The organism is Amycolatopsis orientalis (genome assembly GCF_000943515.2).
Taxonomy (GTDB): Bacteria; Actinomycetota; Actinomycetes; order Mycobacteriales; family Pseudonocardiaceae; genus Amycolatopsis; species Amycolatopsis orientalis.
In genome coordinates this window covers 2,103,476-2,127,712 of sequence record NZ_CP016174.1, presented here as the reverse complement: position 1 = coordinate 2,127,712, position 24,237 = coordinate 2,103,476, and the positions used below count along the sequence as shown (strand labels likewise).

The following is a 24,237-nucleotide window of genomic DNA, read 5'->3' as shown; positions in this document are numbered from 1 at the left end:
CCCGGCTTGCCCGAACGAACGTTCCGATGCCGATGATCGGGCAGGTTTCGGTGGTCAGGCGTTGCTTGGCACTTTTCCGCTGCTGGTCCGCGCGCGCAACGCGCTGCAGGCCGACATGTCGTCCATCATCCGCCCGAGCAACTGTCGGCAAACCGGACCATAAGGGGAAGACACGGCGCCGGGCGACGGAAACGCCCGATGCCGTGTCTTCCTGGACAAGTTCAGATGCGGCGTGTCATCAGAGGGAAACCCTCTTCGAGCCATCGGCGTCTGCCTGCTGCATACGCGCGGCACCTTCATGCGCGGTCTTCTTCAGGACCAACAGCGATTCCAGGTTGCCGTCCATGTCCTTGTCGAGGTCATTGCACAGCGACTGGTAGGCGTCCGCGGTGTTACCGTGCCAGTCCGCCATCACACTCCGGACCTGGGAACGCTGGTCGTCGAGGGTCTGTTCGACCTGCGCCACGATCTTCACCAGCTCTTCGAACGCCAATTCGAGCTTTTCGTAGTCATACTTGATAGCGTCGTCAGCCATCGATATTTCCTTTCAAAGACCTGTGCGTCGTTGGGTAGGGGCTCTTAGTTGCCCAGGAAGGCCGACGTGGCGATCGGGAGGTTGTTGACCGCCTTCACGTTTTCCTCGTCGGCCTGGTTCTGATCGGACGCTGCCCTGCGGATGTTCTCCGCCATCGCGGTCATGTGCGCGAGCACCGACTTCCGCACCGCCGTGGTCCACCTCTCGCCCGCCTCCGCAAGCGCCATCGTCAGGCCACTGCGGCTCGACGCCTTGACCTCGTTGATGGTGTGGAGGACGTTGTTGAGCCTGTCGCCGATTTCGTCGCGCTTGGCCTCGTGCATTTGTGCCTGCGCATTGACTGTTGTTTCGCTTACCTGTGTTCCCTTGGGCATGATTCTCCTTGGTGTTCGGTGCGAGACACGTCTACAACCGTCACGTTAGATTTCGAAGTGCCGTGTGGGTGACCATGCGAGTGGAGAGCGGCGAAGGGGCGGAACTCCCCCCATGAACCGCCGGCCCTGGAATCGGCCGAGCGTCTGACGTGCCCGAACGAACGTTCCGATGCCGATGATCGGGCAAGTTCGGTTGCCTGGCGCTTTTTCCGCTGTGAGGGTCACCCGGAACGGGATCGAACCTGGCCGGCCCCACCGACACCGACGGAGGCCTCATCTCATGCGGGACTCGACGGTGCTGATCACCGGTGGCGGCAAGGGACTGGGCCGCGCGTTCGCCGAGGCGCTGGGGCAGGCGGGCGCGCGGGTGTTCGTCACCGGGCGGGATGCCGTGGCGCTGGACGAAACCGTCGAAAAGCTGACCGGGGACGGCATCCTCGTCGAGGCGATCCGCGCCGACGTCGCGGACGGCGGCGCCATGCGTGACGTCGTCGCACGGATCATGGACGGCACCGGCAGGCTGGACGTGCTCGTCAACAACGCCGTCGACCCCGGGCCGGTCGGGCCGACCGCCGAGGTCGACTTCGACGCCTGGTGGCGTGCCCAGCAGGTCAACGTCGCCGGTCCGCTGGTCAGTGCGCAGGCCGCCTTGAAAGTGATGATCCCGGCGCGCCGAGGCCGGATCATCAATCTTGTCAGCCCTGCCGGAATCAAACGCTGGCCATACGCCACCGCCTACTCGGTGTCCAAGGCAGCCTTGGTGAAACTCTCAGAGAACCTGGCCGCCGAACTGCGCTCCTCGGGTGTCACGGTGCTCAGCTACAACCCTGGGATGGTCGACGCCGGGCTCACCAGCGCGGGCATGCGGTTCGCCGGTGACGCCGATCCCTGGCTGAACCGAATCGCCCGTTGGGCGATCGAAGCCCGCGACTCCGGCGCCTTCGTCCCGCTCGAAACCGTCGTCGGTTGCTTGGTGCGCTTGGCACGCGGGGACGCTGACGTTTTGACCGGACACGTCATCAACGCCGAGGACGACCTCGACGCGCTGGTTCACGAGCGAAGGGCTTCGTCAGATGGAAAAGTCACGCAGGCTCGGCGGTAGCGACCTGATCGTCTCGCCACTGGGTCTCGGCAGTTCGACCTGGGGCACGACCACCGACTACGACTCCGCACGTAGCCAACTGGCCGCCTACCTCGACACCGGCGGCAACCTGCTGGACACGGCGGACGTCTACGGCGCCGGTGAAGCCGAACGGATGATCGGCCGGATGTTCGGTGCAGGTGTACCCCGGGATTCCCTCGTTCTGGCCACCAAATCCGCGGGCGTCATCATCGACGGGAGGCCGTCCGCGAACGCCTCGAGCGCTTACCTGCTGAGTGCCTTGAACGCTTCACTTTCCCGGTTGGGCACCGATCACGTCGACCTCTGGCAATTGCACGCGTGGGACAAGAAGGTCCCGATGGAAGAGACCCTCGAAGCCGTCGACACGGCGATCATCTCGGGAAAAGCCCGCTATGTCGGGGTGTGCAACTATTCGGGCTGGCAGACGGCCGCCGTCGCGGTCAGCCAGGCGGGCAAGAACACCGGTCCGCTGGCCAGCGCGCAGGTGGAGTACTCCTTGCTCGAACGAGGCGTCGAACGGGAGGTGGTGCCGGCCGCGACGAACCTGGGTTTCGGCATTCTCCCCTGGGCTCCGCTGGGCAGGGGCGTGTTGAGCGCGAAGTACCGAGACGGCGTACCGGAGGAGCGGACGAACAGCCGGTACTTCAAGTGGTACGTGGGCAGGCATCTCAACGATCGAGCGGCCCGCATCGTCGAGGCCGTGGTGTCCGTCGCCACCGAACTCGGCGTGAGCCCGGTCGTCGCGTCCTTGGCCTGGCTTCGTGATCGTGCGGGCGTGGTCGCCCCGCTGGTCGGCGCGCGGACGACCGAGCAACTCGATGAGACGCTGGCCGGCGCGGACTTCTGCATGCCCGAGGAGCATCGGCGCAGGCTCGACGAGATCTCCGCGCCGCGGAGAGGCTATCCAGAAGTCAGCATCTGACCTGTGGGCAGGACATCGTCATGGCAGAGAACCGACCGAAGTACCTCGCGACATCCCAATACACCGCCTGTCCTTATGCGGTCTTCGACGGACTGCGGGACACGGCTCCCGCAGTACCCGTCCAGGTCAACGGGTTCCGGATGTGGGTCGTCACCGGATATGCCGACGCCCGCACGAGTCTCGCCGATCCCAGCGCGTGCAAGGACATCGTGCAGCACCGGAAGAGAGTGGTCCCGCAGTCCATTCTCCGGCCCGACCACAGCGCCAAACTCGCGCACCGGTCCCGTCGCAGCCTGCTCGATCGCGACGGCGCCGACCACCGCAGGCTCCGGGCGCAGCTGAGCGGAGAGTTCAGCCCGACCCGCGTGGCCCGCCTGCGGCCTGCCATCGAACGCACCGCCACGGCACTGCTCGACCGCCTTCCACTGGGCGAACCGGTCGACCTGATCGCGGCTTATGCCCGGCCGCTGGTCACCACCGTGCTCGCCGACCTGCTGGGACTACCCGCACACGAGCGCGAGGGGTTCCCTGATTGGCAGATGTCGATGCTGACCGGCAGCAGCGTCGCCGAGGCGGAAGACGGCGCCCACCGCCTCCACGAACTCGCACTCCGCATGATCGAACTGAAGAAACACGAGCCGGGAGACGATCTGTTCACCCGGCTGCTGCGGATACACGAGGCGGAAGGCACCATGGACGCCGACGAGCTGGCCTCCACGTTCGTGGTACTGCTCATCGGCGGCTCCGAACCGGCGACCGCCATCGGGACCGGGCTCGCCTTGCTTTTCGACCGGCCGGGCACGGTGCGGAAACTGCTGGCCTCGCCGGATCTGTTCGGCCCGGCCGTCGAAGAGATCGTGCGCTACGAGTCACCGTTCAAGCTGCTGCCCCCGCGATTCTCCGAGAAGCCCCTCGAGTTGAGCGGCGTGGCGATCCCGGCCGGTGAGATGATCGCGGTCTCCCCCGGCGCGGCGAATCGTGACCCGGCCCGGTTCCCGGACCCGGACAACTTCGACATCGAACGCGAAACGCGCGGGCATCTGGGGTTCGGCCATGGGGCGCATCGCTGCCTCGGCGCCGGCTTAGGCAGGCTGGAAACCGAAACGGCGCTGCGGACGCTGCTCACCAGATTCCCGCGAACCCGACTCGCGAAGCCTTTCGCAGACCTGACCTGGCGGCCCGGATCGTTCATGCGCCGCCTTGACGGGTTGCCCGCGATACTCGACTGATCCAGCGACTTCGCGTGCGCGCGACCAGCAAGACGCGAAGGGGCCCATCACCGCATCAGAAGCGGCGAAAGCCTCCTTCAGCCCAGACTACGTGTCCAACGCGCGGTCGCCGGTGATACGGGCCGCCTCACGTGCCGCGATCTCGACACGATCGTGGAACTCGGACCACCCGTCGGGAAGGTTGCTGACCGTGGGGTGGAAGCCGGCGCGGCCATCGATGAGCTCGCGGACGATGTCGGCGTGACCAGCGTGCCGGCAGGTCTCAGTGATCATGTGGACGAGCATCCACTGCAAGGTCACATCGCGCATGCCTTCGGGAAAATGGGGCACCTTGCCGGGTGAGTCGAGATCGAGTGCCGCGATGGTGGCGTCAGCGTGCTCCCACGACCGTTTGTACTCCGCGATGATGTCCTCGCGTGTCTCCTCGGGACGGGCGAGGAAATCCTCTGATTGAGCGCGGTCGACCAGCCACTCCCCCGCGTGGGCGGGTCGGTCGAACACTTCGCCGAAATAGCCGAACTCGTTGCCCGTCAGGTGTTTCACCAGTCCGAGCAGATTCGTTCCGGTCGGGGTGAGCGGACGGCGCGCGTCGTACTCGGACAGGCCGTCGAGTTTCCACACCAGGACGTCGCGCACCTGCTGCAAGTACAGGTGTAAATAGATTTTCGGATCCACGTCTCGACCTTACCTTCCGCGACGGCTGGGAAGCACAGATCGGCGACGGTTTCACGTTGCCCGCTTTCCAGCACGAAGCCACAGCCGGAGCCGCCGTTCGTGGCCTCACCTCCCGCGTCGGGGACTCAGTCATCACAGACTTCGAAACCGCCACGCGCGTACGGGTCGATTCCGCCTTTCCCGACACCGGCGAACTGCGGCTCTACGTGGTGCATCGTGGCACCTACATCCTCAAACGTGAACGCGACACGATAACTGTCGACGCCGGCCAGTTCCTGCTGAGCCGCTCGACCGGGTTCACCGGCTACGACGTCGCCGCGGGCACGACCGCCCAGGTGATCGGGCTGCCCGCCGAGGCGCTGGGCTTGTTCGCCGACGGCACGCAAGCGACCGGCCCGGCCGCCGCCGCGGAAGTTCAAATGCTGCTGGCACACACGAGTGTTGTCCACGCGACACGCGGCGACCTCAGCGATGGTGGCGTCCACGCCAGCCGCAACGCATTGGTGGAGCTGGTCCGCGGGGTTTTGCACGGATATCTCGACGGCGCCGAACCCGGTCTGGCCGTCCCGCTGGTCCACGCGGCCGGCAACCTCGCCGATCAGCTACTCACCGACCCGGACCTGACACCAGCGCTGCTGGCGCGCCACCTCAAGGTCTCGCTGCGAACGTTGCATCGGGCCTTCGCGTCAACCGGCGAGCCTGTCGCGGCGTACATCCGCCGACGTCGCCTCGAGCAGGCGCGTCGCGCACTCCTCTCGCCGTCCCACCCCACGGTTTCGGAGATCGCGGCACACTGGCAGTTCGCCGACAGCAGCCACTTCATCCGGATGTTCCGTCGCCACTACGGCCAGACGCCGGCCCAGTTCGCCCGCGATCACCATCACTGAGCGTTTTCCCCAGGCGCGTATTTCACGCTTTGAGACCTAGCGTCCTGCACCGGAAATTCGTTCTGTAAGTCTGCGGGGGTCGTGAGCGGTTCGCCAGGAGACAGATGTGCCCGATTTGAGAAGTTTGCGTGGTTTCAGGAAGGGTCGTGAGTGGCAATGAGGGTTAGAACGCTCATTACCACTCACGACCGTGCTCAAAAACCGTACACCTAGGCATAGAACAGGCATTTCGTCGTGAGTAGACGTCCTTGGTAGACAGTCCGCGGGATGAACCCGGCCCGAATAGGCTCCTGCCGCGTTTAGTCGACTACCTGCGTCCACGAGGCGGGCCCGGACCTAGACCACGAATTGACGACGCAGGATACTGGACCGCCGCCATTCAGCTGTATTTCCACGCTCGCACATGACCGGCTGAACACCCGGCGCCACGAACAGCCGAATGGGGCGGACCTCCACGGCCCGCCCCATTGACAACCCGACACGCACGAAGGCCGCGAAAGCCTCCTTGAACGCGGGTGCGAATCAGCTCCTGCCCAGTACGTGGCTTTGCGAGTCGTCGTCCTCGCCCCAAGCGCCCTTATCGGCCTGGATCCAGATCTGCGGTTCCCGTTCCTTCTCCTCCTGACCGCCGGGGCTGCCACCCATTCCGCCACCCATGGGTCCCATCGGACCCATCGGCATACCGCCCTGCTGGCCCGTGCCCAGCCCGGCGGGAGCGCCGGTGAGAGTCGGACCACCCTGCGTGCTGATCGGTGCGGCCGCGGAAAGTGGCTGGGTGTCGAACTTGGCGGCCGGGGCCCCGCCCGAGGTCGCGGTGCCCCCGCCGCCGGTCGCGCCGCCGCCGGTCGCGAGGCCCTGCCCGGTCGGCGTGGACGGCGCCAGGAAATCGCGCGTCGAGCTGCCGCTGCCACCACCGCTGCCACCAGCGGTGCTGCTGCCCCCGATGGCGTCGATGGCCTTGTTCGCCGCGGTCTTCGCGTCGGCGAGAGCCTGGCGTTCGGCGGGGCTGTCGTCGGGCCGGGACAATCCGTCGATCGCCTTGGCCGCGTCCTCTTTCGCTTGCGCCAGTGCCTTGTCGTGCTCGGGACCGGTGAGCTCGGGTGAGTCGTTGATCCGGTCGATCGCGTCGTTCGCGGCCTCCTTGGCCGCGGCGAGTTGCTCCTGCCGCTGTGCGTCGTCACCCGGCGAGCCGAGTCCGTCGATCGCCTTGTCAGCGGCGAGTTTCGCGTCCTGGATCTGCCCGAAGTGTTCCGGCGCGGCCATCTTGTCGATCGCGGAATTCATCGCGTCCTTGGCGTCCTCGAGTGCCTGCTTGCGCTCGGGGTCGTCGGTTTCGCAGATGAGGTCGTCGATCGCCTTGTTCGCCGCCTCCTTCGCGTCGAGCAGCTGCGCACGCTCGGCCGAGGCGGCGGGGTCGGTGCCCTCCTGGCCCAGGATGCCGTCGACGGCGTCCGAAGCCGCATCCTTCGCGTCGTCGAGCGCTTGCTGCCGTGCTTCGGAGTCATCGGGCTTCGAGAGCCCATCGATCGCGTCGGCGGCGGCGTCCTTGGCGTCGGCCACGGTGGGTTCGCCGGGGCCGCCGGTGAGGCTGCCCGGCGCTCCCGGGCTGGTCAGCCCGTCGATCGCCTTCTCAGCGGCCCTCTTCGCGTCGTCCAGCGCCTGTTTCCGCTCCGGGTCATCGGTCTTCTTGCCCAGATCATCGATCGCCTTGCTCGCGGCCTTCTTCGCGTCCGCGAGCCCTGCCATCGACGGCGCGAGCCCGCCACCGGCGCCTGTACCCGGATCCGGCGCCCCTCCAACGCCACCCGCGCTTCCAGTGCCGCCGGCCTCGCCCGGCGCGCCGCCGGTCAGGCCGTTGATGGCTCCCTGCGCGGCGTCCTTCGCGTCTTGCAACGCTTGCTTGCGATCAGGGTTATCCGTTTTCGCGGCCAGACCGTCGAGTGTGTCGCCGACGGCCTTCTTCGCGTCGCCCAGCGCAGCGCTCGCGTCCGGTGACAACTTGCCGCCCCCTGTGGGAGCGGCACCGGAGACGGGCGGCGTTCCCGTTGCCGGCACCGGCTCGACTGGTCCCGAGGCGAAGCCCGACGGCTGTTCGCCCTGGCCTGGCTGCGTTCCTTTGGCCGGTACCGGCTCGACTGGTCCCGAGGCGAAGCTCGGCTGCTGATCGCCCGGGCCTGGCTGCGTTCCCGTGGCCGGCACCGGCTCGACTGGTCCCGACGCGTAGCCGGAGTCCCCCTGGGTAGGCCCCGACACGACCGGATCAGGCAACTTGCCCGGGTTGTTCTGGTTGTTCTGGTCGCTGTGGCGATTCCTCGTCTGCGCCTGGTAGCTGTCACCGGGCGCCGCAGTGGTCGTGTCGCCATCCGAGATGTAGAGCGGGACGAGATCCGCGCCGCGGGCGTTGTAGGCGTTTCCGAGCGTGCCCAGAGCGTTCTGCAGATCCTTCAACAAGGCCGCGTCCGACGTCTGCTTGATCTGGATCACCTGGAGCGGCAGCTGCGCGACGACCGCCGCGGCCGCGGCCTGATCCGTGGCGGCGTCGATTTTCCGCTGGGCGTCCGCCTTGAGCGCGGCCACTCGCTGTTCGTAGACCTGTTTCCCGGCTGCCTGAACCTGCCACCAGGTGTTCACGAAAGCTTGCGAAGCACGGCCGATGTTTCCCATGGTCACGTCGAACTGCTTGCCGGTCAGGGTGTCGTACACTTCGTTGCTGGTGTTCAGAATCGAGGTGGCGTATTTCGTGAACGCCTCACCCGTTTCGCCTTCCAGGGCGTCCCCGACGGCCTTGATCTGCTTCGCGAACTTCTCGTTGATGGCCGAGATCGCCCCCATGGCCGCCTTCATGTCCTTTTCGAGATTGTACCAAGCGGTGGTGGCCGAACCGTCCTTGGCGTTGATCAGATCGCTGACAGCAGCCGTGAGCGATTCCAATGAAGTGTATTGTGCAGGGTCGAGCGCGGGCGGAGCAGCCGCGTACTGACCGACCATAGGAGTCTTAGCTTGAGAAGCGGACATACTTAGAGATCCCTGTCTAGACAGCCAGCACCGAGGTCGTCGAACGCGGATTCACGCGGACCGCCCGGTTCCGTTCCCGGCGAATGGTTCATGTGTTGACTACGTCGCGTACACAGTACCTTCGAGACCCGCGATCACGTTCTGGATCTCTTCGGCGTTCTGTCCGTCGGTCTTCTTGTAACGGCTTGAGATCTCCTTGAGTTTCGTCTCCATGTCAGCGAAAACGGCCTTGAGGTGATCTGCGTGCGCGACCACGGCGCCGCGCTGTCCGTCCATGATCCGCTCCAGCCGGGCCGCCGGTTCGAACTTCCCCGCGGTCGGCCAAGGCTGTTTCAGTGCCTCGAAGGCACTCGTGTCGTTCAGCAGCAAGCCGATGTTCTGGCCGGCGGTCGCGATTGCTTCGGCATCGAACTTCGTCGACACGTCAACTCCTTGCTCTCGGGACGGCACTGGCCGTCAAACTCTGTTCACCGTTTCCTTGCACTTGGCGGCCTGTTCGAAGATTTCCTGAACATTTGAGCTTTGCGAAAGCACGACCACTGTTCAAGGATAAATTCCGGACGTCGACCGGAATTCGGTTTTCCGATTTTGGGCGCACACGATAGGGATTCCCCTTGCGAGCGGGCGGTCTGCGATCACGGCCGCGCACCCTGGGCCTGACGCGCCGCGTCGGCACTGAGCACCGGGCCGGTCGGCAGCAGGTCGAGCAGCCGCATCGGCACCCCGACCGCGGCGGACTCGCTGTAGCCGAGCGCGGTGATCGTCGCAGCGTCGGCCAAGGGATACTTCTCCCCCACTTCGGTCACCAGATACGTCACGCCGGCGGCGGCACCCGGTGCGGACTGATCATGTGCGAGCACGCCCCTGCCCGCCGGTATCGCGACCCGGTCTGCCGTCGTCCCTGCCTCGTGTGTGCCCAGTGGAACCGAGGCCTGCGCGACCTGACCGTCGGGGAGCCACTCGGCCACTGTCTGTCCCGTACCCGGGTCATGACGAGCGCAGGGTTGCGAACCCGGCGGCGGGGCGACGATGTCAGGGGGGCTCGGTGGCAGGTCGTTCGCGATACCGGTCGTGGTGGAGATCGCGAGGCCGGTCAAGGCATCCGGGGTGATCTGGATGGCCTCGATCGGCCCATCCGGATAGGCCTGCCGGGTACTCGGCGCGGTCAGCAGGAGTGCCGCGGCGGTGCGGCTGAGCGCGGCCAGGCCGTCCTGGCGCACAAGGTAGTTCTGTTCGGTGCCGATCGCCGGGTTACGCGCCTGGTAGATCTGCCCCACCACACTGGGCCGCCCGCCGATCGGCGGTCCCGGCCGGCCGAGGCCGGGCACCGGTGGCGCGACGAAGTCCGGGCCTTGGGGGATCGTGTTCAGCCACAGCGAAGGCACTTCAAGTGGACGTAGCGCGCCATAGCCGAGGGCGACCGCGGCCGAATCACTCGGCAGTTTGAAGCGCTTCCCACGCGTCACCAGATAGAGCTCCCCGCCGGGAGCGGACACGTAGTACGCCTGACTTTCGGAAAGCGCAGCACCAGGCGAATGTCCTAAAAGGACGCTGACGACCACGTTCTGCGTGGTGGAAGCGGAACCAGGACGCTGCGTGCACACCGTCCACGGAGCGCCGGTCACCTTGTCGGCCGCCGGCAGCGAATCCGGAGCTCCCGCGATCCCGACCGGCTGACCGACCGGCGTTCCGGCGAGTGCCGCCGGTGAGACCGAGGTGAGCTGGCCGCCGGAATTGCCCGCCACCAGCCGGGCGGACGAATAGTTGAGGACGGGGCGAAGCTGACCGGCGAGGTACACGTAGCGGGCACCGCTCGTCTCGTCCATCACGATCGCGCCATCCTGCTTCCAGGAGGAGTTGCCGGAGGAGGGCACGAACAGGCCGAATATCCCGAACACGCCCATGGTCACCGCGGCCAGCACGAACCCGAGAACCATCCCGGTCGTCATCCGCTTGCTCGGCGACTCCAGGTTGTCCGGCTTGCCGTGCGTCACGGCGGCCGCCAGCCGTCCGACGACGAAGAAGTAGGCCTGTACCTGGTCTTTGCGTGATTTCATCAGCCGGCCAGGTGTCGCATGACGCTGTAGACGCCGAGAACCTGCAGGAGGATGGGCAGCACCGCGATGGCCGTGAGCAGTTCGAAGATCTCCACTGCGCGGCCCCAGTAGGGCCGGAACCGCCTACCCGGCAGGCGTTCGCCGCCGAGCAGCAGCAGTCCGGCGACGAGTACCAGCGGGACCACGATCACGAAGCGAGACTCCACCGGCCGGGCCAGACCGAGCCAGGCGGCGACGAGAAGCACGACGAGCGCGGCGGGGGCCAGCACGGCCCAGCGCTGGATCATGCCGCTCGGGTGGCGGGACCGAAGCACCAGCAGCAGGGAGACGACCAGTGCGAACGTGAGATGCCAGCCGTCGGCGCCGCTGTCCAGCATCGGCAGGAGCACGACCTGCGCCGCTCCTCCCCCGACATGCAGTGCCGTCGAGTAGCCGAAGGTCGCCGCTCCGCGATCCACGACCACCTTGTGCGACACCGCGTCGATGTCTTCGTGCAGTTCCTCGGCGCCCGTCGGCAGCATCGGCAGGCTCAACCCGGAAAGGCGGAACGCGGTCGTCGGGATGAACAACATCAAGATCAGCGAGATCACCAAGCCGATGGCGCAAGCCTGCCCGGGGGAGGCCGGGGTGACCGAGCCGATCAAGCCGGTGACCAGCAGCACGACGGTACACAGGATCGCCCCGGCGAACACCGCCGCGCCGTCCGCGACCACCATCACCCCGGCCAGCAGAGCCAGCAGAGCGCCCGCCGCCGCGCCGGTGCCGCCCGTCATGGCGGTGGCCGACGGATCGAGCAGCAGGATCAGATAGTAGCCGGACACCGTGGCGAAACCAGCACTCGCTCCGGCGAGGATCACCGCCGGCACGGGCTTGGCGGCACCACGAGCGACCAAGGCCGCCGCGGCGAGCAGCACCACCGAGAGCCCGGCGGAGAGCAGCACCTGAGCTCCTACAGGCGCGTCGGCCTGCACTAGCCACCAGGCGACCAACAGTACCGCGACGGCGCCCAGCCGGAACATCCAGCCGACCCGGGCCGGAGTCAGCGCGCCAGGGTGCTCGCGCACCTGCTCCGCCAAACCGTCGACCAGGTCGTCGTAGTCGATCGCGGCGAGCTGCTCGGCGCGGGGACGTAAATGAAGGCTCTCGCCGTCCACGGCGCTCAACTGGAGCAGGGTTCGGTCTCCGTCCAGCGCGGCTTCGCCGATTCGCTGAACGATCCAGCCCTCGTGCTCGGCCCCCTGCTCGATCGTCTCGGCGCCGAACTGCGCGAGAATCGCGGGCAGCAGATCGGCGAGCGGAACCTCGACGGGCAGCGCGAGATCCCTGGTCTGTCCATTGAGGACGAATCGTAGGCGCGCCGAACTCGTTGTGCGATACTGTGTTTGCTCTTCCATCAGGTCTCAGGCCCTTCCTGCCGGGTATAGACCCGTGTCCAGCACAACCATTCATCAGGAAAGAAGGTTCCATGCCGGAGAAGCTGACCGTGGATCTGCACCCGGTCTTCCGCAGCGACAGGGACATCGACAAAGCGGTGCGCAACGCGCTGCTCCGTGGAGCCGCGACGCGCGTGGCGGTGGTGGAGATCATTCCCGGCAAGGGGTCGGGCAAACTCACGAACCGGGTGCTCGCGATGCTGCGGCAAGCACATCTGAAGAAGCTCTACCGGCGAGTGGAGATGGCTCCCGGAAACGACGGGAAGATCCTGGTACACCTGTCTTGACAAGCGAATCCCGGAATGGGTCAGCCGCTCTTCTTGTCGCTCTTCTTGCCGCTCTCCGGCTCGGTCTCGTCGAAGGAAAGGGGAACCTTCATGCCGAGACCGTCGAGCCCTTCGATCATCGGCCCCAGCAGCGAGTTCACCATCTCGATCGGGTCGACCTCGCCACTGGCGACCGCGGAGAAGTCCAAACCCGTCATCCCGCTCGTGCCCATGACGCTTTCCACCTTCGCCATCGCCTCGGCGCGGCCTTGGCGCATGACGGCCACGATCTGATGGGCCAGCTGGGCGGGCGCCAGTGAACGATACTTCGATCCGTGGAACGACAGCTCCGACACTTCACCGCGTCCGTCGAACGTCATCGAGAACGAATTGTCCTTCGCGCGGACGGTGGTCGTGCTCTCCTGCCAGATCTTGCTGACCTCGCGCAGCCTTTGCTTTTCGCGCTCGAGGTCGGCCAACGCCTGCTCGACACCCAGATCAGCGTCGTTCAAAGCCGCTGCCCAATCCGTCATCGCCGCTCCTTGCTCGTGAATACCGATTACCTCTTCACGATCGCAGACAAGCCGTTCGAACCGATCGCCATGCCACGGACACGGCCTTTTTTACGGCGATCGCTGCCCTGGGACCCCTTGGTTCAGGCGCATCGCCGGTACCCGGCGCACAGGGGAACTTCGGGCACGATGCCGGGCCGGTTGACCTTTCCGGCTCGGCTCACCGTTGATCCGCCTCGATGATGAAGACGTGGAGAACCACCTCAACGCCGTTCTCGAGGCGGAGAAGCCACTGGTCCTGGTCACCGGGCTCACCGGCACCGGTCGGACGACCCTGCTCGCCCGGCTTTCCGAACGCTATGAGGCCGACCACAGGCACGTCTCGGCGATGCGTTTCACGCCGAGCGGCGACGCCGTTCCGGCCCGGTTCGTTCTGCCGTCCGACGACCGTCGGGGTGAGCCGGCCACCAGGCTTCGGGGCCCGGTGTCCGGCGAACCCGCCTGGGCGACGATCGGCCCGGTCGCGGGTGCTGCCGTGGAACCGGCAGTGGCGCGGCGCGCGGCGCGCGCCGCGACTGCCGCCCTGCATCGCGCAGGCGACAGAACCGTACTGCTGCTCGACGACCTGCAATGGATCGACCGTGACTCCCTCGCGGTGCTCGCAGCTTTGATCCCCTTGCTCGACGGCCGCCGGTTCTCTTGTGTCGGCGCGCTCCGGATTCCCGCCGGTGACGTCGCCGCCCGCTACGGTCCCGAAGCTTTGAACGCCCTCCGCAAGGAGAACCTGGTGCACACGCTCCGGCTGCCTCCGCTGACCAAGGATTCGCTGGCGGACAAACTGAGAAGGTCGCTGGGCGCCACCCCCCACTCCTCGCTCGTCGACCATGTGCACGCACTGACTCGCGGCGTGCACAGTGCGGTCGCCGAGGCGATGGACATGCTGCGCCAGTGCGGCGCGATCCGCGTGGTAAACCGATGCGCGTACTTCGTCCCGGCGATGACGGCGAAGAATTCGACCCCGGCCTGTGAAGCCGTCATGTCGGCATACGCGCTGGGCGAGGCGGAGTGGGACGTGGCGAAGGTCATGGCCTTGCTGTCCCCACTCGGCGATCGCGCGCCCCGGTTGACGGGCACGGTGATCGGTATACCCGAGCAAGACGTGCTGGATCGTCTGGAAGTCCTGCGCCGCGCGGGTGTGCTCCATCGGGCGGGCACGAGCTGGCGCTTCGCCATCCCGCTGCACGCATCCGTGCTGGCCGAGGCCTGCGGGCCGTTCGAACGACGGATGGTGGCCACGCACGCTGTCGAAGCGCTCTGGTCGGGCACCGCGACCTGCGCCGACCTCGAACACCGGGCGAATCTGCTGGCCGCGGCCGGCCGGTCCGTGGATCCGGGGCGGGCGGCGGAGGAACTGATCCACCGGGCGATCGAAGCCGCGGAGGACCAAGCGGCGTCGACGCTCCACTGGCTCGACGCCGCGGTCGAACTGGCCGGTGACAGAGCACAGCGGGCGAAGACGCTTTTGCTGCTCGCCACGGCCTATCACCACAACGGCGACTATGAACAGAGCCTGCGCATACTCCGGCTGGTGCTCACCGACTTCGCGGACGTGGTGAACGCCGACGCAGCCTTCGAGGCTCGCACGCTGCTCCTCCGCGGCCTCAGCGGCTGCGAAGACACCGAACCGCTGCGCGAAATCGCCGACGGCGACCGCCGCGCGCCCGGGGATCCCGGCTTCAGGGCCGCGCTCAGGGCGACCGCCTGCACACTGCTCGACCGGTGGGCGGAAGCCGTGCGCTGGGCGGATACCACTACGCCTATTGTCCACCATGGACGTTCTCACGCCGTTGCCTCGCGTCTGGTCACAGCGCTCGGCGGCCTCTGGCAAGGGCAAACGGAGTTCTTCGAGCGGAGCCTCACGGAACGCGGGCAGTGGCCACTGCGTGAGGTCGCGCGGTTCCACCTCGAACAGGTCGACGCACATCTCACCGGCCTGCTGCTGAACGGCGATCTGGTCCGGGCCGAGAAACTGCTGGCCGACGAGGGGCTTTCGTGGAACGACGCGGGGCCGGCGAACCGGGCGACGGGCGCCGTGCTGCGCGGCGACTTCCCAACCGCGACCGAGCTGGCCTGCCGGAGTGTGGCTTGCCGGTCGGCTCCCGGCTTCGCGGCCGCGACGACCGGGATGTTCTACGCGACGGTCTCGGCTGTGGTCTCCCAGGGCCGCCTCACGACCGCACGCGAGCTGGTGAGCGCGGCCAGGGAAGGCTCGCCGGTCCTCGGCCACTTGGTCGACTTCGCCGAAGCGCTGATCGATCGTGCGCTCGGCGACACAGTGCGAGCGGCCGACAAGCTCCGAACCGCGTTGCGCAAGGCCGACAAGCGCGGCTTGGTGGTCGGCTGCGATGTCGCCCGCGCGGAACTGGCCGACCTGGCTCTCGAACTCGATGACACGAAAACCGCCGAGCGGTGCCTTGTGGAGGCCGACCGGCTGGCGCACACCTTGCGCACGGGCAGGGCCGCACTCCTCGCGTCGTTCGTGCGCGCGGCGGTCACCAAGGACCCGGACGCGGCGACGGAGAGCCTGCGTTCGGCCCATGTGCGCGGTCAGCCATTCGAGCTGTCGGTCCTCATCACGCGGCTTGTGAAGCACGAGATGGCGGACCCTGCTCAGCTCAACGAAGCCTACGAACTGATGGCCGGTCTTGACGCGCTCATGCACCGCGCGAACACCCGCACTCTGATGCAGCTCAAGGGCATCGTCGTTACAGGCCGCCGAAACACACTCGAGGAGAACGAGAGGTTGCTTGCGACGCTCGTCGGCGAGGGGCTGAGCAACAAGCAGATCGCCGCGGCGCTGGTCACGAGTGAAAAGAGCGTCGAAGGGCGGCTGAGCCGGCTGTTCATCCGCAGCGGCTACCGTTCCCGCATCGAACTGTCGAACGCGATCGTCAACGGCGAACGACGCCTTTGACCGGCGGCACCGCCCGGCCGATCACTGATCCTCCGCTTCGGCCGCCGCACGGATCGCGTCGGCCAGTACCCGCATCGACGCCGGTGAACCGGGGTTCAGCAGCACGTCGACCCCGTGCTGGGGCAGCGCGTCGGCCAACTCCTCGACAGTGACGTCCAACCAGCGCACGTCGTCCCCGACTCGCGCGCGATGACCGAAGGAAGTGGCCACCTGGACCGACGGCACGCCGTCAGGGGCAGGTTTGATCAGCGCCGAGCCCTGCTCGTCCGTGGCGATCCCGAGCACGGTGTCACGGAGCACGACGGAGAACTGGTCAGCGACGTCCTGGCCGTCGGCAAGGGCGCGGAGCACGGCGTCCACGGGGTCGAGCGGGGAGCCGGGTGTGCTGGGACGGTACTCCGGATTCGGATGGAAGCGGCTCGGGGCGCCGGTTTCACCGACGATCCACGCGCCAAGGATGACATGCGGTGGCAGGTCGCGCTGCTCCTCGTTCATCCGGAACTCGGGATCGAGCAGCAGCAGCAAACGGGAGTCAGTGGCGTCAGCTGACGCGCTCTCCTCGGATCCTTCGCTCATGAGTTTCCTTTCCCAGCGGTCGCGGTCAGTCGAAAACGTGACGATGGAGCTCGAATTCGAAGTCGATCCACAGGTCTTCGTGACCGCGCGGCACCATCGTGTGACTGCACTCCAGAAAGTCCGTGAAGTCCTCGGCGCAAGCTGTGAAGTGTGCCGCGCCGTCGGGCGTGTTCAGGTCGATCTGCACCGTTTCGGGCGAGTGCGCCGACGGGCTGATCCGGACGTCGCCCTCCCCCACGGGCGCGTCCAGGCCCGCCGTCAGGAGTTCGCGTGAGAACAACCATGTGATCTGATTCGGGGTGTCACGCAGGAAGCATGCCTTGATCGCGAACGGGTCACTGGTGTCGTAACACAGTTCGACATCGACGAGCACATCATCACCACCCGGGATCGCCCGCACGATAACAATGTCGTGGCTGTGTGTCACGTGCTTGATCGAGTGGTTCCGGGATGTCGACGGGGTTGCCTCGTTGTTCATGGTGCCCAGTGTTCCCACCGAGTCTTCATTTCCCCTAAACACGCCGCTCCTGGCCACAGAACCGCCAAATGGTTACCCATGATCGTCACGCTGCGTCACGACCCTGCTCAGCCGCTGCCCCAGCCGCCTGGACCCGACCGGGACCGGCCGCGCCCGATGGACGATGCGCTGGATGCCGGTCGTCAACGCGGGGTAAGTCAAACATGGCGTGGTCGGCGCCGGCGTGGTCGCGAGTGGCGTTTCGGGTTCTATCTGAGCGGTAAGGCAAATGTGGCGTGTTGCGTGCCGGGGACCGGCCAGTCGGGCTGATCACGACCTCAACCGTCCACAAGGGACACCAAGACTCCCCTGATTGCCCGATTTGAGTGCTTTGTACGGGGGTCGTGAGTGGCAATGGTCGTTCTAACCCTCTTTGCCACTCACGACCTCCACCAGAACCGGACATTATGGCACCAATCGGGCACGCAATCGGCGTGAGATGTCTCTTGTGGACACTCCGCACCCCGGAGTGAGCTCGCGCGGCCTGTGCGACAGGGTTCGATCACGCCAGGTTTGCCTTACCTCTCTAAAGTCGGGAAAGCTGTTTCACCTGGCGGTACGAAGCCTGCGGACCGTGCTCGACCGCCACTACGGTTTCGGAGCCGATCCACTAGTGTCGAGGGGCGACGTGACCGACTCAGAGGGCAAGCCGTGGGGCGCCTTGGCCGCGCTGTGCTCGGGGGTGTTCCTCTTCATGCTCGACACGGCGATCGTGCCGGTCACTGTTCCTGTCATGGTTCGCGAGTTGTCGGCAAGCCTGAACTCCGTGGTCTGGGTGACCAGCGTGTACCTGTTCGCGTCGGCGGTGCCGATGCTGTTCACCAGCAAGCTCGGCACGCGTTACGGGCCCAAGCGGGTGTTCGTCGCCGGCCTCGCTCTGTTCACCGCGGCCTCGGTCGTCTGTGGTGCCGCCACATCCATCAGCACGCTCATCGTGGCCCGCGGCTTGCAGGGTTTCGGTGCGGCGCTCATGACACCGCAGACCCTGACGCTGCTCACGCACCTCTTTCCGCCGTCGAGCCGCGGTGTGGCGATGGGTGTCTGGGGAGCGGTGTCGGGTCTGGCGACCGTGACGGGCCCGTTAGTCGGCGGCACACTGGTGGATTCTCTCGGCTGGCCGTGGATCTTCTACATCAACGTGCCGATCGGTGGCCTGGCGCTGATCCTCGCGGTGATGCTGATACCGGACTGGCGACCGCGCGACACCGGACGTTTCGACGTGCCGGGAATCGTGCTTTCCGGGGCGGGTTTCCTGTTGTTCGTGTTCGGGGTGCACAACGGGCAGCGATTCGGATGGGGTGAGGTGTGGGGCGGGGTCACCGTGTCGCAGGTCATCGTGACCGGGCTGATCCTGTTGGTCGCGTTCGCCTGGTGGCAACGAGTAGCCCGGTTCCCCTTGATGCCACTGAGGATGTTCGCGAACCGGGACTTCTCCGTCGGCGTGGTGACGTTGCTCCTCTTCAGTTTCGCCGTGACCGGCATGTTCTTTCCGTTGATGATCTATTTTCAGACCGTGCTCGGTCTCTCGCCTTCGACCGCGGGGATGTTGACGGCGCCCATGTCGTTGTTGTCCGGCACGGTCGCACCGCTCGGCGGTTGGCTGGCCGGCCGGTTCGATGCGAAGATCCTATTGGTGGCCGGTCTTACGCTGGTCGCCGGTGGGTTGACGGTCATCGCGACGATGGTGGCCGCGGGCACAGGCCCCTGGTCGCTTTTGCCAGGGCTCCTCTTGTGCGGGACTGGCATGGGAATCGTGTTCTCGCCGATGAGTACCTTGACGATGGGTTCGGTCCGGCCTGAATTCCTCGGGCCCGCCTCCGGCACTTTCAACATGGCCTTCCAGGCCGGTGGCGTGCTCGGCAGCGCCACTGTAGGCGTGTTGTTGCAGGCGAGGATCGCAGCGGTCCACGAGACCGATCTTGCGACGGCGGTAAAGGAAAGCTTGTGGCTGCCGGTCGGAGTACTGCTGGCGGGTGCGCTGGTCGCGACCGGACTACGCTCCGCCCGGCAGCGGATCGTCAGTCCGTAGAAACGAACCGGACCGGCAGCGAAGTGAGCAGATGCATGATGCCGCCCGGTTGCCACCGGACTCCGTCCTCTCGCACCGTGATCGCCGAACTGGATTGGCGACGAAGAAGGGCGGAGACGGCGGCTTCCGTCTCGACGCGCGCCAGGTTGGCGCCCAGGCACCGGTGGATACCGAAGCCGAACGACAGGTGCGCGTTGTCCATGCGACGGATGTCGAAGGTGTCGGGATCGGGGAATCGGTCCGGGTCGCGATTGATGGCGGGCATCGAGCAGATGACGATTTCCCCGACCGGGATGGTGACGCCGTCGAGTTCGAACGGTTCCGTGGTCATGCGGAACGCGGTGACGTCCAGTGGCGATTCGAACCGCAGCGCTTCGTCCACCATGCCGGGCAGCAGTGACTCGTCTGCCCGCACCGCGGCCAGCTGATCCGGATGTGTCAGCAGCAGGTGCGCCGCTTTGGCGATCAACTGGCTCGCGGCGGTCTGTCCCGCGATCAGCAGGACGAACACCATCGAGCTCAACTCGTCGTCGTCCAGTTCGGCGGCGATCAACCGGGACAAGAGGTCGTCGCCAGGGGCAAGGCGTTTACGCCGCACCAGTTCGGTCGCGTACTGGCTCAACCACTCCGCCGACGCCTGCAGCTTGTCACTGATCAGCAACAGCTCCGAGACGAAGGTGTCCGACCAGTACTGGACGTCCGCGCAGTCCTCTTCCGGGATCCCGATCAGTGCGCCGAGAACGAGAGTCGGCAACGGCTGCGCGTACTCCGGGACGAGATCCACTTCCGTCGAAGTATCCACTTTGGACAACAGGCGGTCGGCGATCTCGTTCGCGAGCGGCCTCATTTCCTGCACACTGCGAACGGTGAAGTTCTGCGCGACCAGCTGCCGCAACCGGGTGTGCTTCGGCGGATCGGTGTTGAGCATGTCCTTCGCCATCACTTCCCGCACGGAAGCGGGAAGCGCGGCAAGCGGAGCCTTCTCGCCCATCCGTGAAGTGTCGTTGGACAGCGTGGTGTCGCTCAGCACCTTCTTCGCGAGGGCGTACTTGGTGACCATCCAAACACTTCGCCCATCGGGGAGTTCGATTTGGCTGACCGCCGACATCAGCCGTCGACCCTGCTGATCTTGCCGGTGAAGTTCATCATGGAACTGTCGTGGTGGACGAACATCGTCGTGTTGACGGTGTTCGCCGCAAGGTCCTCGATGGCGACCATCGACGCGTACCCGCCGTCTTCGAACCGGAGCAGATAGAGGTCTTCTCGTAGTTCGGTCACCGCCAGATCGACCGTCATGGTCGAGCCGTCGGTCGGCAGCACGAAACTGAGCTTGCCCGGTACCCGGTAGTCGTGCTCGAAGGCGATCTCGCCGTAGTCGATACGCCAGATCTGGCCGGTCAGCGGGAAGTCGTTCATGATTCTCTCCCAAAGGGTTGTCGGTGTTCAGGACTGTGGTTTTCACCTGCGGTGGGATCTCGTTTCCACACCAGCGCGAACGAGCCGAAAGGCAGGATCCACACCCACGCCTCGATCTCGTCCGCGCGCCGCGTGGTCGACGTTGTGCGCCGAGCGCAGCGGCGCCTGGGCACGATCATGAAGACTCCTCCGCCGTGGCGTGTACGGACAACCTGTGCCGGAACACGTCGTTGGGGTCCCAGCGTGCCTTGACCCGTTGCAGCCGTGCGTAGTTCTCCTTGTGGTACAAGGCGTGCCAGGGCACACCCGAGGTGTTCCACACCGGATCGGCCAGATCCGCGTCCGCGTAGTTGATGTAGGCTCCGTCGCTCACCTCGCCCGGCACCGGTACTCCGCCTGTCTCGCGGTAAACGTCCCGATAGAACTCGCGAACCCACCGCAAGTGAGAGTCGTCCTCGTCGGGCTGTGTCCAGTTGACTCCGAAAAGGACCTTCAGCACGGAGTCGCGCTGGGCCAGAGAAGTGGCCGTTGGGGCGACCGCGTTCACCCTCCCGCCGTAGGACACCAGACAGAGGTAGGCCTCTGGGTGGGCGTAGTCCGCTGTGGTGAGGTGCGCGTGAACGGTGGCGAACTGGTCGTCGGTGAAGCTTCGGCGCAGATACCCGGATTTGACCTTGGCCCGACTCTGGGCGTCCTGCGGGATCGGATCCTTCGAGACCGTGGTGGCGAGCATGCCCTGCCACCACGACCGGACGGCCCGTATCCGCAGGCTCGGCTCCGCCACCCCCGACGCGAGCGCGTCGACCAAGTCGTCCGCGAGCTTTTCCGCTCCAGGCGCCGAAGCGTCAGTCTGCACATCGAGAACGATCTTGCCCGCGGCCTGATGCGGAATCATCAGGACGCTGTGCAGGGCCGTGGCGGCGGAATCGGGATCGCTGTTCCGCTCGGACCATTTCCCGTGGTTGGCCATGAAGCGCACGAACACGTCTTGGGCAGCCAGATCCGGCCAGTCCCACATCACCAGGTCGCACTGGATCGCCGACGGCGGGGCGGGTAGCGATCGTGCCGGGGCCTCATCGGCCGCGGTCGCCGACCGCAACCAATATCGGGTCACCACACCGAAGCTGCCACTCCCCGCACCGGTGTGGGCCCACCAGAGATCGTGGTGAGGGTCCTTCGGGTCGCGTGTGGCGACGACGGCGCGGGCCTCGCCTTCGTCGTCGACCACGACGACTTCCACCGCCTCGATGTACTCGGCGACCGTGCCCAGGCTCCGAGACAGCGCCCCGAAACCTCCTCCGCCGAAATGCCCGCCGGCGCCCACCGAAAGACAGACGCCCCCGGGGACCGTCACACCCCAGCCGAAGTACAACGTCCGGTAGACCTGTTCCATCGTCGCGCCCGCCTCCACCATGAAGGCACGACGCTCGTGGTCGAAGTCCACATGCGACATCTGCGAGATGTCGATGAGCACCTGGACAGCCGGGTTGTCGACGAGATCTTCTCCGCAATGCCCTCCGCTGCGTACCGCGATCCTCCGGCCCGCCCGTACCGCGTCGGCGACCACCCGGACCACCTCATCGGTCGACCGCACCGGGTGGACCTCGTCCGGACGGTGCGCGAACCGCGGGTTGTGGCCCCGCCGGATCAGATCCTCGTAGCGCGGGTCGCCGGGGACGACCGCGGAGGTGGTGAAGGCGGTCACGGTTCCACCTGGCTCAGTACGCCGCTCATGTGCAGCAGCGTGTGGTCGCGCAGGATCATCGTCGAGGAGACTCGATGTGTCGACAAATCCTCGACCGCGACCACCGACGCGTCCGCGTCCTGGAAGGCGAGTACGAACACATCATCCCTGACGCGTGTCACCGTGAGATCCACCGTGAGCCTCGTGCCGTGTTTCGACACGAAACTGATCTTGCCTGGCTCCCGATAGTCGTGCTCGATCACCAGATCGCCGTAGTCGGCCTGCCAGATCTGCCCAAGGAGAGGGAACTCGGCCTGTGCCGTCGCGTCGATCTCGGTCATCGTCCGCCTCCGTGTCCGTTGAGTCCGGCAGCGGCCGGCGACGTGACGTCGATGAGCGCACCGGACCTGATCAGGTCGACGACCGCGTGGATATCGCTCTCCATCGCCCGGTCGTTGTCGACGAAGGGCGCCCGTTCACGGACCAAGGCATGAGCGGCCTTGGTCCGGCTCGACGCCAGTGCCAACCCACGCAGATCCAAGGCCTGGCACAGGGCGAGCAGGTGGATCGCGGCGACCTCTTCGGCCATCGAGACGACCTGGAAGGCATCCCGCGCGGCGATCGCGGACATGCTGACCTTGTCCTGGTTGTGCGCCTCGGTGGACCGGGAGAACACACTCGCGGGAGCGCTGGTCTTCAAGGCCTCGGCGGTGATCGAGGAGCACGCGATCTGCATTCCCTTGAACCCGTGGTGCAGTCCGGCGCGCCAGTCCGACGAGGTGTGGCGGGGGATCAGGTTCGGCGTCAGCCCGTTGTTGAACTTCTCGTCCACGACGAGTTCGAGCTGGCGGTCCAGCAGGTCCGCGATATTCGCCACGGCCACCTTGAGGGAGTCCATCGCCTGCGCGACATGCCCGCCGTAGAAGTTGCCGCCGCTGTGCACTTCCCGTGCGGCCACGTCGAACAGCGGGTTGTCGTTCGAGGAGTTGATTTCGATCTCCACCCAGCGACGTGCCCAATCAAGCGTGTCCCGCAGGACTCCGACCACGTGTGGAGCGCACCGTACCGAGTACCGGTCCTGAATGGACCTCTTCAGCTCCGCGTATTCCTTGTCTCCCAACCCACCGGTCAGCTCGATGACCTGGCTGTGGTCCAGCGCCAGGTTCGAATCGGACAGCAGCCGGGCGATTTCTCGCGCGGACGCGAGCTGGCCGGGATGTGGCTTGGCCTGATGGATGAACTCCGCGAAGTGTCCTCGGTTGCCCAGCAACGCCTCGGAGGCCATCGCCGTGCTCAGCTCGGCGATCCGGGCCAGCCGGGTCGCCCCCAGGCAGGCCAGCGCCGCGAACGCCGACGAGAACGACGTTCCGTTGATCAGCGCCAGACCTTCCTTGGCCTCCAACGTCAACGGAGCGAGGCCGACCTCGGCGAGCACGTCGCCGGTCGGTCGCAACCGCCCTTCGTAGGTGACGTCCCCCTCGGCGAGCAGGCTGGCGGCGAGGTGGCACAAGGGCACCAGATCACCGCTGGCGCCGAGTGAACCTCGCTGCGGCAGGCGGGGCAGAATCCCCAGATTGAGCTGTTCCACCAGGCGTGTGACGACCTCCGGCCGGACTCCGGAGTTGCCCTTGGCCAGGCAGTTGGCCCGGATCAACAGGGTCGCGCGTACCACGTCGGGCGGCGTCGACGGCCCTGTTCCGTTCATGTGATAGCGAATCAGATTGTGCTGCAGTTCCGCCGACTTCACCGGCGCGACCTGCCGGATCACGCTGTCCCCGAAACCCGTGGTCACGCCGTAGATCGCCTGACCGCCGGCGACGAGATCGACCTTCAGATCGCGTGACCGGCTCATCGCGCGGACGGACTCGTCCCGCAACTCGACGCCACCGCCTTTCACCGCGACAACGTGCAGGTCTTCGAGAGTCAACGTGCTCCCGTCGATCACGGTCGGCGCGCCGGCTTCCCAGGTTCCGTCGAGGGCCGTCTTCACATCCACAGTCATCGAAGCTCCGT

Annotated in this window: 22 protein-coding genes; 7 read left to right on the top strand and 15 right to left on the bottom strand. The window is 66.2% G+C overall.

The annotated features are described in order from the left end of the window. Positions 1 to 238 precede the first annotated feature (238 nt). Positions 239 to 535, bottom strand: coding sequence for a WXG100 family type VII secretion target (locus SD37_RS09805; protein WP_044851403.1), 297 nt, complete (start codon positions 533 to 535; stop codon positions 239 to 241). A gap of 44 nt (positions 536 to 579) precedes the next feature. Further along, positions 580 to 909 carry a hypothetical protein gene (locus SD37_RS09800; protein ID WP_145926568.1) on the bottom strand — a complete coding sequence of 110 codons (330 nt, stop codon included), beginning with the start codon at positions 907 to 909 and terminating at the stop codon, positions 580 to 582. Between the two features lie 280 nt (positions 910 to 1,189). Here SD37_RS09800 and SD37_RS09795 point away from each other — a divergent pair, with 280 nt between their 5' ends. The 3 genes from SD37_RS09795 to SD37_RS09785 are packed head-to-tail and all read left to right on the top strand — an operon-like array spanning position 1,190 to position 4,183. Further along, positions 1,190 to 2,011 carry an SDR family NAD(P)-dependent oxidoreductase gene (locus SD37_RS09795; protein WP_044851401.1) on the top strand — a complete coding sequence of 274 codons (822 nt, stop codon included), beginning with the start codon at positions 1,190 to 1,192 and terminating at the stop codon, positions 2,009 to 2,011. Continuing rightward, a complete protein-coding gene (locus SD37_RS09790; protein WP_044851400.1) occupies positions 1,983 to 2,954 on the top strand; it encodes an aldo/keto reductase in 972 nt (323 codons plus the stop codon). The genes SD37_RS09795 and SD37_RS09790 overlap by 29 nt, the downstream gene beginning before the upstream one ends. 20 nt (positions 2,955 to 2,974) lie before the next feature. Then, positions 2,975 to 4,183, top strand: coding sequence for a cytochrome P450 (locus tag SD37_RS09785; protein WP_044851399.1), 1,209 nt, complete (start codon positions 2,975 to 2,977; stop codon positions 4,181 to 4,183). Positions 4,184 to 4,270: 87 nt separating this feature from the next. Here SD37_RS09785 and SD37_RS09780 read toward each other — a convergent pair whose 3' ends face one another. Beyond that, on the bottom strand, positions 4,271 to 4,858 hold the full coding sequence (locus SD37_RS09780) for a DinB family protein (protein WP_044851398.1): 588 nt from the start codon (positions 4,856 to 4,858) through the stop codon (positions 4,271 to 4,273). A 56-nt stretch (positions 4,859 to 4,914) separates the two neighbouring features. Here SD37_RS09780 and SD37_RS43440 point away from each other — a divergent pair, with 56 nt between their 5' ends. Then, positions 4,915 to 5,745 carry a helix-turn-helix domain-containing protein gene (locus SD37_RS43440; RefSeq protein ID WP_201788879.1) on the top strand — a complete coding sequence of 277 codons (831 nt, stop codon included), beginning with the start codon at positions 4,915 to 4,917 and terminating at the stop codon, positions 5,743 to 5,745. 522 nt (positions 5,746 to 6,267) lie between these two features. Here the strand turns inward: SD37_RS43440 and SD37_RS09770 are convergent. From SD37_RS09770 to eccD, 4 genes are all read right to left on the bottom strand, one after another. Further along, entirely contained in the window at positions 6,268 to 8,676 is a 2,409-nt protein-coding gene (locus tag SD37_RS09770; RefSeq protein WP_236725503.1) for a large repetitive protein, read from the bottom strand. A 183-nt stretch (positions 8,677 to 8,859) separates the two neighbouring features. Further along, entirely contained in the window at positions 8,860 to 9,183 is a 324-nt protein-coding gene (locus SD37_RS09765; RefSeq protein WP_044851396.1) for a hypothetical protein, read from the bottom strand. A gap of 212 nt (positions 9,184 to 9,395) precedes the next feature. Then, positions 9,396 to 10,817, bottom strand: coding sequence for a type VII secretion protein EccB (gene eccB / locus SD37_RS09760; RefSeq protein WP_044851395.1), 1,422 nt, complete (start codon positions 10,815 to 10,817; stop codon positions 9,396 to 9,398). After that, the gene (eccD, locus tag SD37_RS09755) at positions 10,817 to 12,211 is read right to left on the bottom strand and encodes a type VII secretion integral membrane protein EccD (protein WP_065912781.1); all 1,395 of its coding nucleotides are present in this window, start codon (positions 12,209 to 12,211) and stop codon (positions 10,817 to 10,819) included. The genes eccB and eccD overlap by 1 nt, the downstream gene beginning before the upstream one ends. A 71-nt stretch (positions 12,212 to 12,282) precedes the next feature. Between eccD and SD37_RS09750 the strand changes: the two genes are divergently transcribed. Further along, entirely contained in the window at positions 12,283 to 12,537 is a 255-nt protein-coding gene (locus tag SD37_RS09750; protein ID WP_044851393.1) for a Smr/MutS family protein, read from the top strand. Positions 12,538 to 12,557: 20 nt separating this feature from the next. Here SD37_RS09750 and SD37_RS09745 read toward each other — a convergent pair whose 3' ends face one another. After that, a complete protein-coding gene (locus tag SD37_RS09745) occupies positions 12,558 to 13,049 on the bottom strand; it encodes a YbaB/EbfC family nucleoid-associated protein (RefSeq protein ID WP_044851392.1) in 492 nt (163 codons plus the stop codon). A gap of 229 nt (positions 13,050 to 13,278) precedes the next feature. Here SD37_RS09745 and SD37_RS09740 point away from each other — a divergent pair, with 229 nt between their 5' ends. Beyond that, the gene (locus SD37_RS09740) at positions 13,279 to 16,002 is read left to right on the top strand and encodes an AAA family ATPase (protein ID WP_044851391.1); all 2,724 of its coding nucleotides are present in this window, start codon (positions 13,279 to 13,281) and stop codon (positions 16,000 to 16,002) included. 21 nt (positions 16,003 to 16,023) lie between these two features. Here SD37_RS09740 and SD37_RS09735 read toward each other — a convergent pair whose 3' ends face one another. Beyond that, positions 16,024 to 16,578, bottom strand: a complete 555-nt coding sequence (locus SD37_RS09735; RefSeq protein ID WP_044851390.1) for a type VII secretion system-associated protein — start codon at positions 16,576 to 16,578, stop codon at positions 16,024 to 16,026. A gap of 25 nt (positions 16,579 to 16,603) precedes the next feature. Beyond that, a complete protein-coding gene (locus tag SD37_RS09730) occupies positions 16,604 to 17,074 on the bottom strand; it encodes an SsgA family sporulation/cell division regulator (protein WP_236725303.1) in 471 nt (156 codons plus the stop codon). Between the two features lie 649 nt (positions 17,075 to 17,723). Here SD37_RS09730 and SD37_RS09725 point away from each other — a divergent pair. Next, positions 17,724 to 19,124 (top strand): DHA2 family efflux MFS transporter permease subunit, encoded by a 1,401-nt coding sequence (locus tag SD37_RS09725; RefSeq protein ID WP_052674935.1) that lies wholly within the window; start codon positions 17,724 to 17,726, stop codon positions 19,122 to 19,124. Here the strand turns inward: SD37_RS09725 and SD37_RS09720 are convergent. The 5 genes from SD37_RS09720 to SD37_RS09700 all read right to left on the bottom strand — a co-directional run bounded on the left by SD37_RS09720 (position 19,114) and on the right by SD37_RS09700 (position 24,226). Beyond that, entirely contained in the window at positions 19,114 to 20,184 is a 1,071-nt protein-coding gene (locus SD37_RS09720; protein WP_236725302.1) for a cytochrome P450 family protein, read from the bottom strand. The two genes, SD37_RS09725 and SD37_RS09720, sit on opposite strands and share 11 nt — an antisense overlap. A gap of 47 nt (positions 20,185 to 20,231) precedes the next feature. Then, the gene (locus SD37_RS09715; RefSeq protein WP_044851388.1) at positions 20,232 to 20,540 is read right to left on the bottom strand and encodes a MoaF-related domain-containing protein; all 309 of its coding nucleotides are present in this window, start codon (positions 20,538 to 20,540) and stop codon (positions 20,232 to 20,234) included. 175 nt (positions 20,541 to 20,715) lie between these two features. Then, positions 20,716 to 22,245, bottom strand: coding sequence for an FAD-binding oxidoreductase (locus SD37_RS09710; protein WP_044851387.1), 1,530 nt, complete (start codon positions 22,243 to 22,245; stop codon positions 20,716 to 20,718). Then, a complete protein-coding gene (locus SD37_RS09705; RefSeq protein ID WP_044851386.1) occupies positions 22,242 to 22,565 on the bottom strand; it encodes a MoaF-related domain-containing protein in 324 nt (107 codons plus the stop codon). Before SD37_RS09705 ends, SD37_RS09710 begins: the two co-directional genes overlap by 4 nt. After that, on the bottom strand, positions 22,562 to 24,226 hold the full coding sequence (locus SD37_RS09700) for an aromatic amino acid ammonia-lyase (protein WP_044851385.1): 1,665 nt from the start codon (positions 24,224 to 24,226) through the stop codon (positions 22,562 to 22,564). The genes SD37_RS09705 and SD37_RS09700 overlap by 4 nt, the downstream gene beginning before the upstream one ends. Positions 24,227 to 24,237 lie beyond the last annotated feature (11 nt).

What these genes read in the sequence shown, in the direction of transcription:
- SD37_RS09805 (WP_044851403.1), bottom strand. Translation starts at nt 535, where the DNA reads ATGGCTGACGACGCTATCAAGTATGACTACGAAAAGCTCGAATTGGCG.
- SD37_RS09800 (WP_145926568.1), bottom strand. Translation starts at nt 909, where the DNA reads ATGCCCAAGGGAACACAGGTAAGCGAAACAACAGTCAATGCGCAGGCA.
- SD37_RS09795 (WP_044851401.1), top strand. Translation starts at nt 1,190, where the DNA reads ATGCGGGACTCGACGGTGCTGATCACCGGTGGCGGCAAGGGACTGGGC.
- SD37_RS09790 (WP_044851400.1), top strand. Translation starts at nt 1,983, where the DNA reads ATGGAAAAGTCACGCAGGCTCGGCGGTAGCGACCTGATCGTCTCGCCA.
- SD37_RS09785 (WP_044851399.1), top strand. Translation starts at nt 2,975, where the DNA reads ATGGCAGAGAACCGACCGAAGTACCTCGCGACATCCCAATACACCGCC.
- eccB (WP_044851395.1), bottom strand. Translation starts at nt 10,817, where the DNA reads ATGAAATCACGCAAAGACCAGGTACAGGCCTACTTCTTCGTCGTCGGA.
- eccD (WP_065912781.1), bottom strand. Translation starts at nt 12,211, where the DNA reads ATGGAAGAGCAAACACAGTATCGCACAACGAGTTCGGCGCGCCTACGA.
- SD37_RS09750 (WP_044851393.1), top strand. Translation starts at nt 12,283, where the DNA reads ATGCCGGAGAAGCTGACCGTGGATCTGCACCCGGTCTTCCGCAGCGAC.
- SD37_RS09745 (WP_044851392.1), bottom strand. Translation starts at nt 13,049, where the DNA reads ATGACGGATTGGGCAGCGGCTTTGAACGACGCTGATCTGGGTGTCGAG.
- SD37_RS09735 (WP_044851390.1), bottom strand. Translation starts at nt 16,578, where the DNA reads ATGAGCGAAGGATCCGAGGAGAGCGCGTCAGCTGACGCCACTGACTCC.
- SD37_RS09720 (WP_236725302.1), bottom strand. Translation starts at nt 20,184, where the DNA reads ATGGTCACCAAGTACGCCCTCGCGAAGAAGGTGCTGAGCGACACCACG.
- SD37_RS09715 (WP_044851388.1), bottom strand. Translation starts at nt 20,540, where the DNA reads ATGAACGACTTCCCGCTGACCGGCCAGATCTGGCGTATCGACTACGGC.
- SD37_RS09705 (WP_044851386.1), bottom strand. Translation starts at nt 22,565, where the DNA reads ATGACCGAGATCGACGCGACGGCACAGGCCGAGTTCCCTCTCCTTGGG.
- SD37_RS09700 (WP_044851385.1), bottom strand. Translation starts at nt 24,226, where the DNA reads ATGACTGTGGATGTGAAGACGGCCCTCGACGGAACCTGGGAAGCCGGC.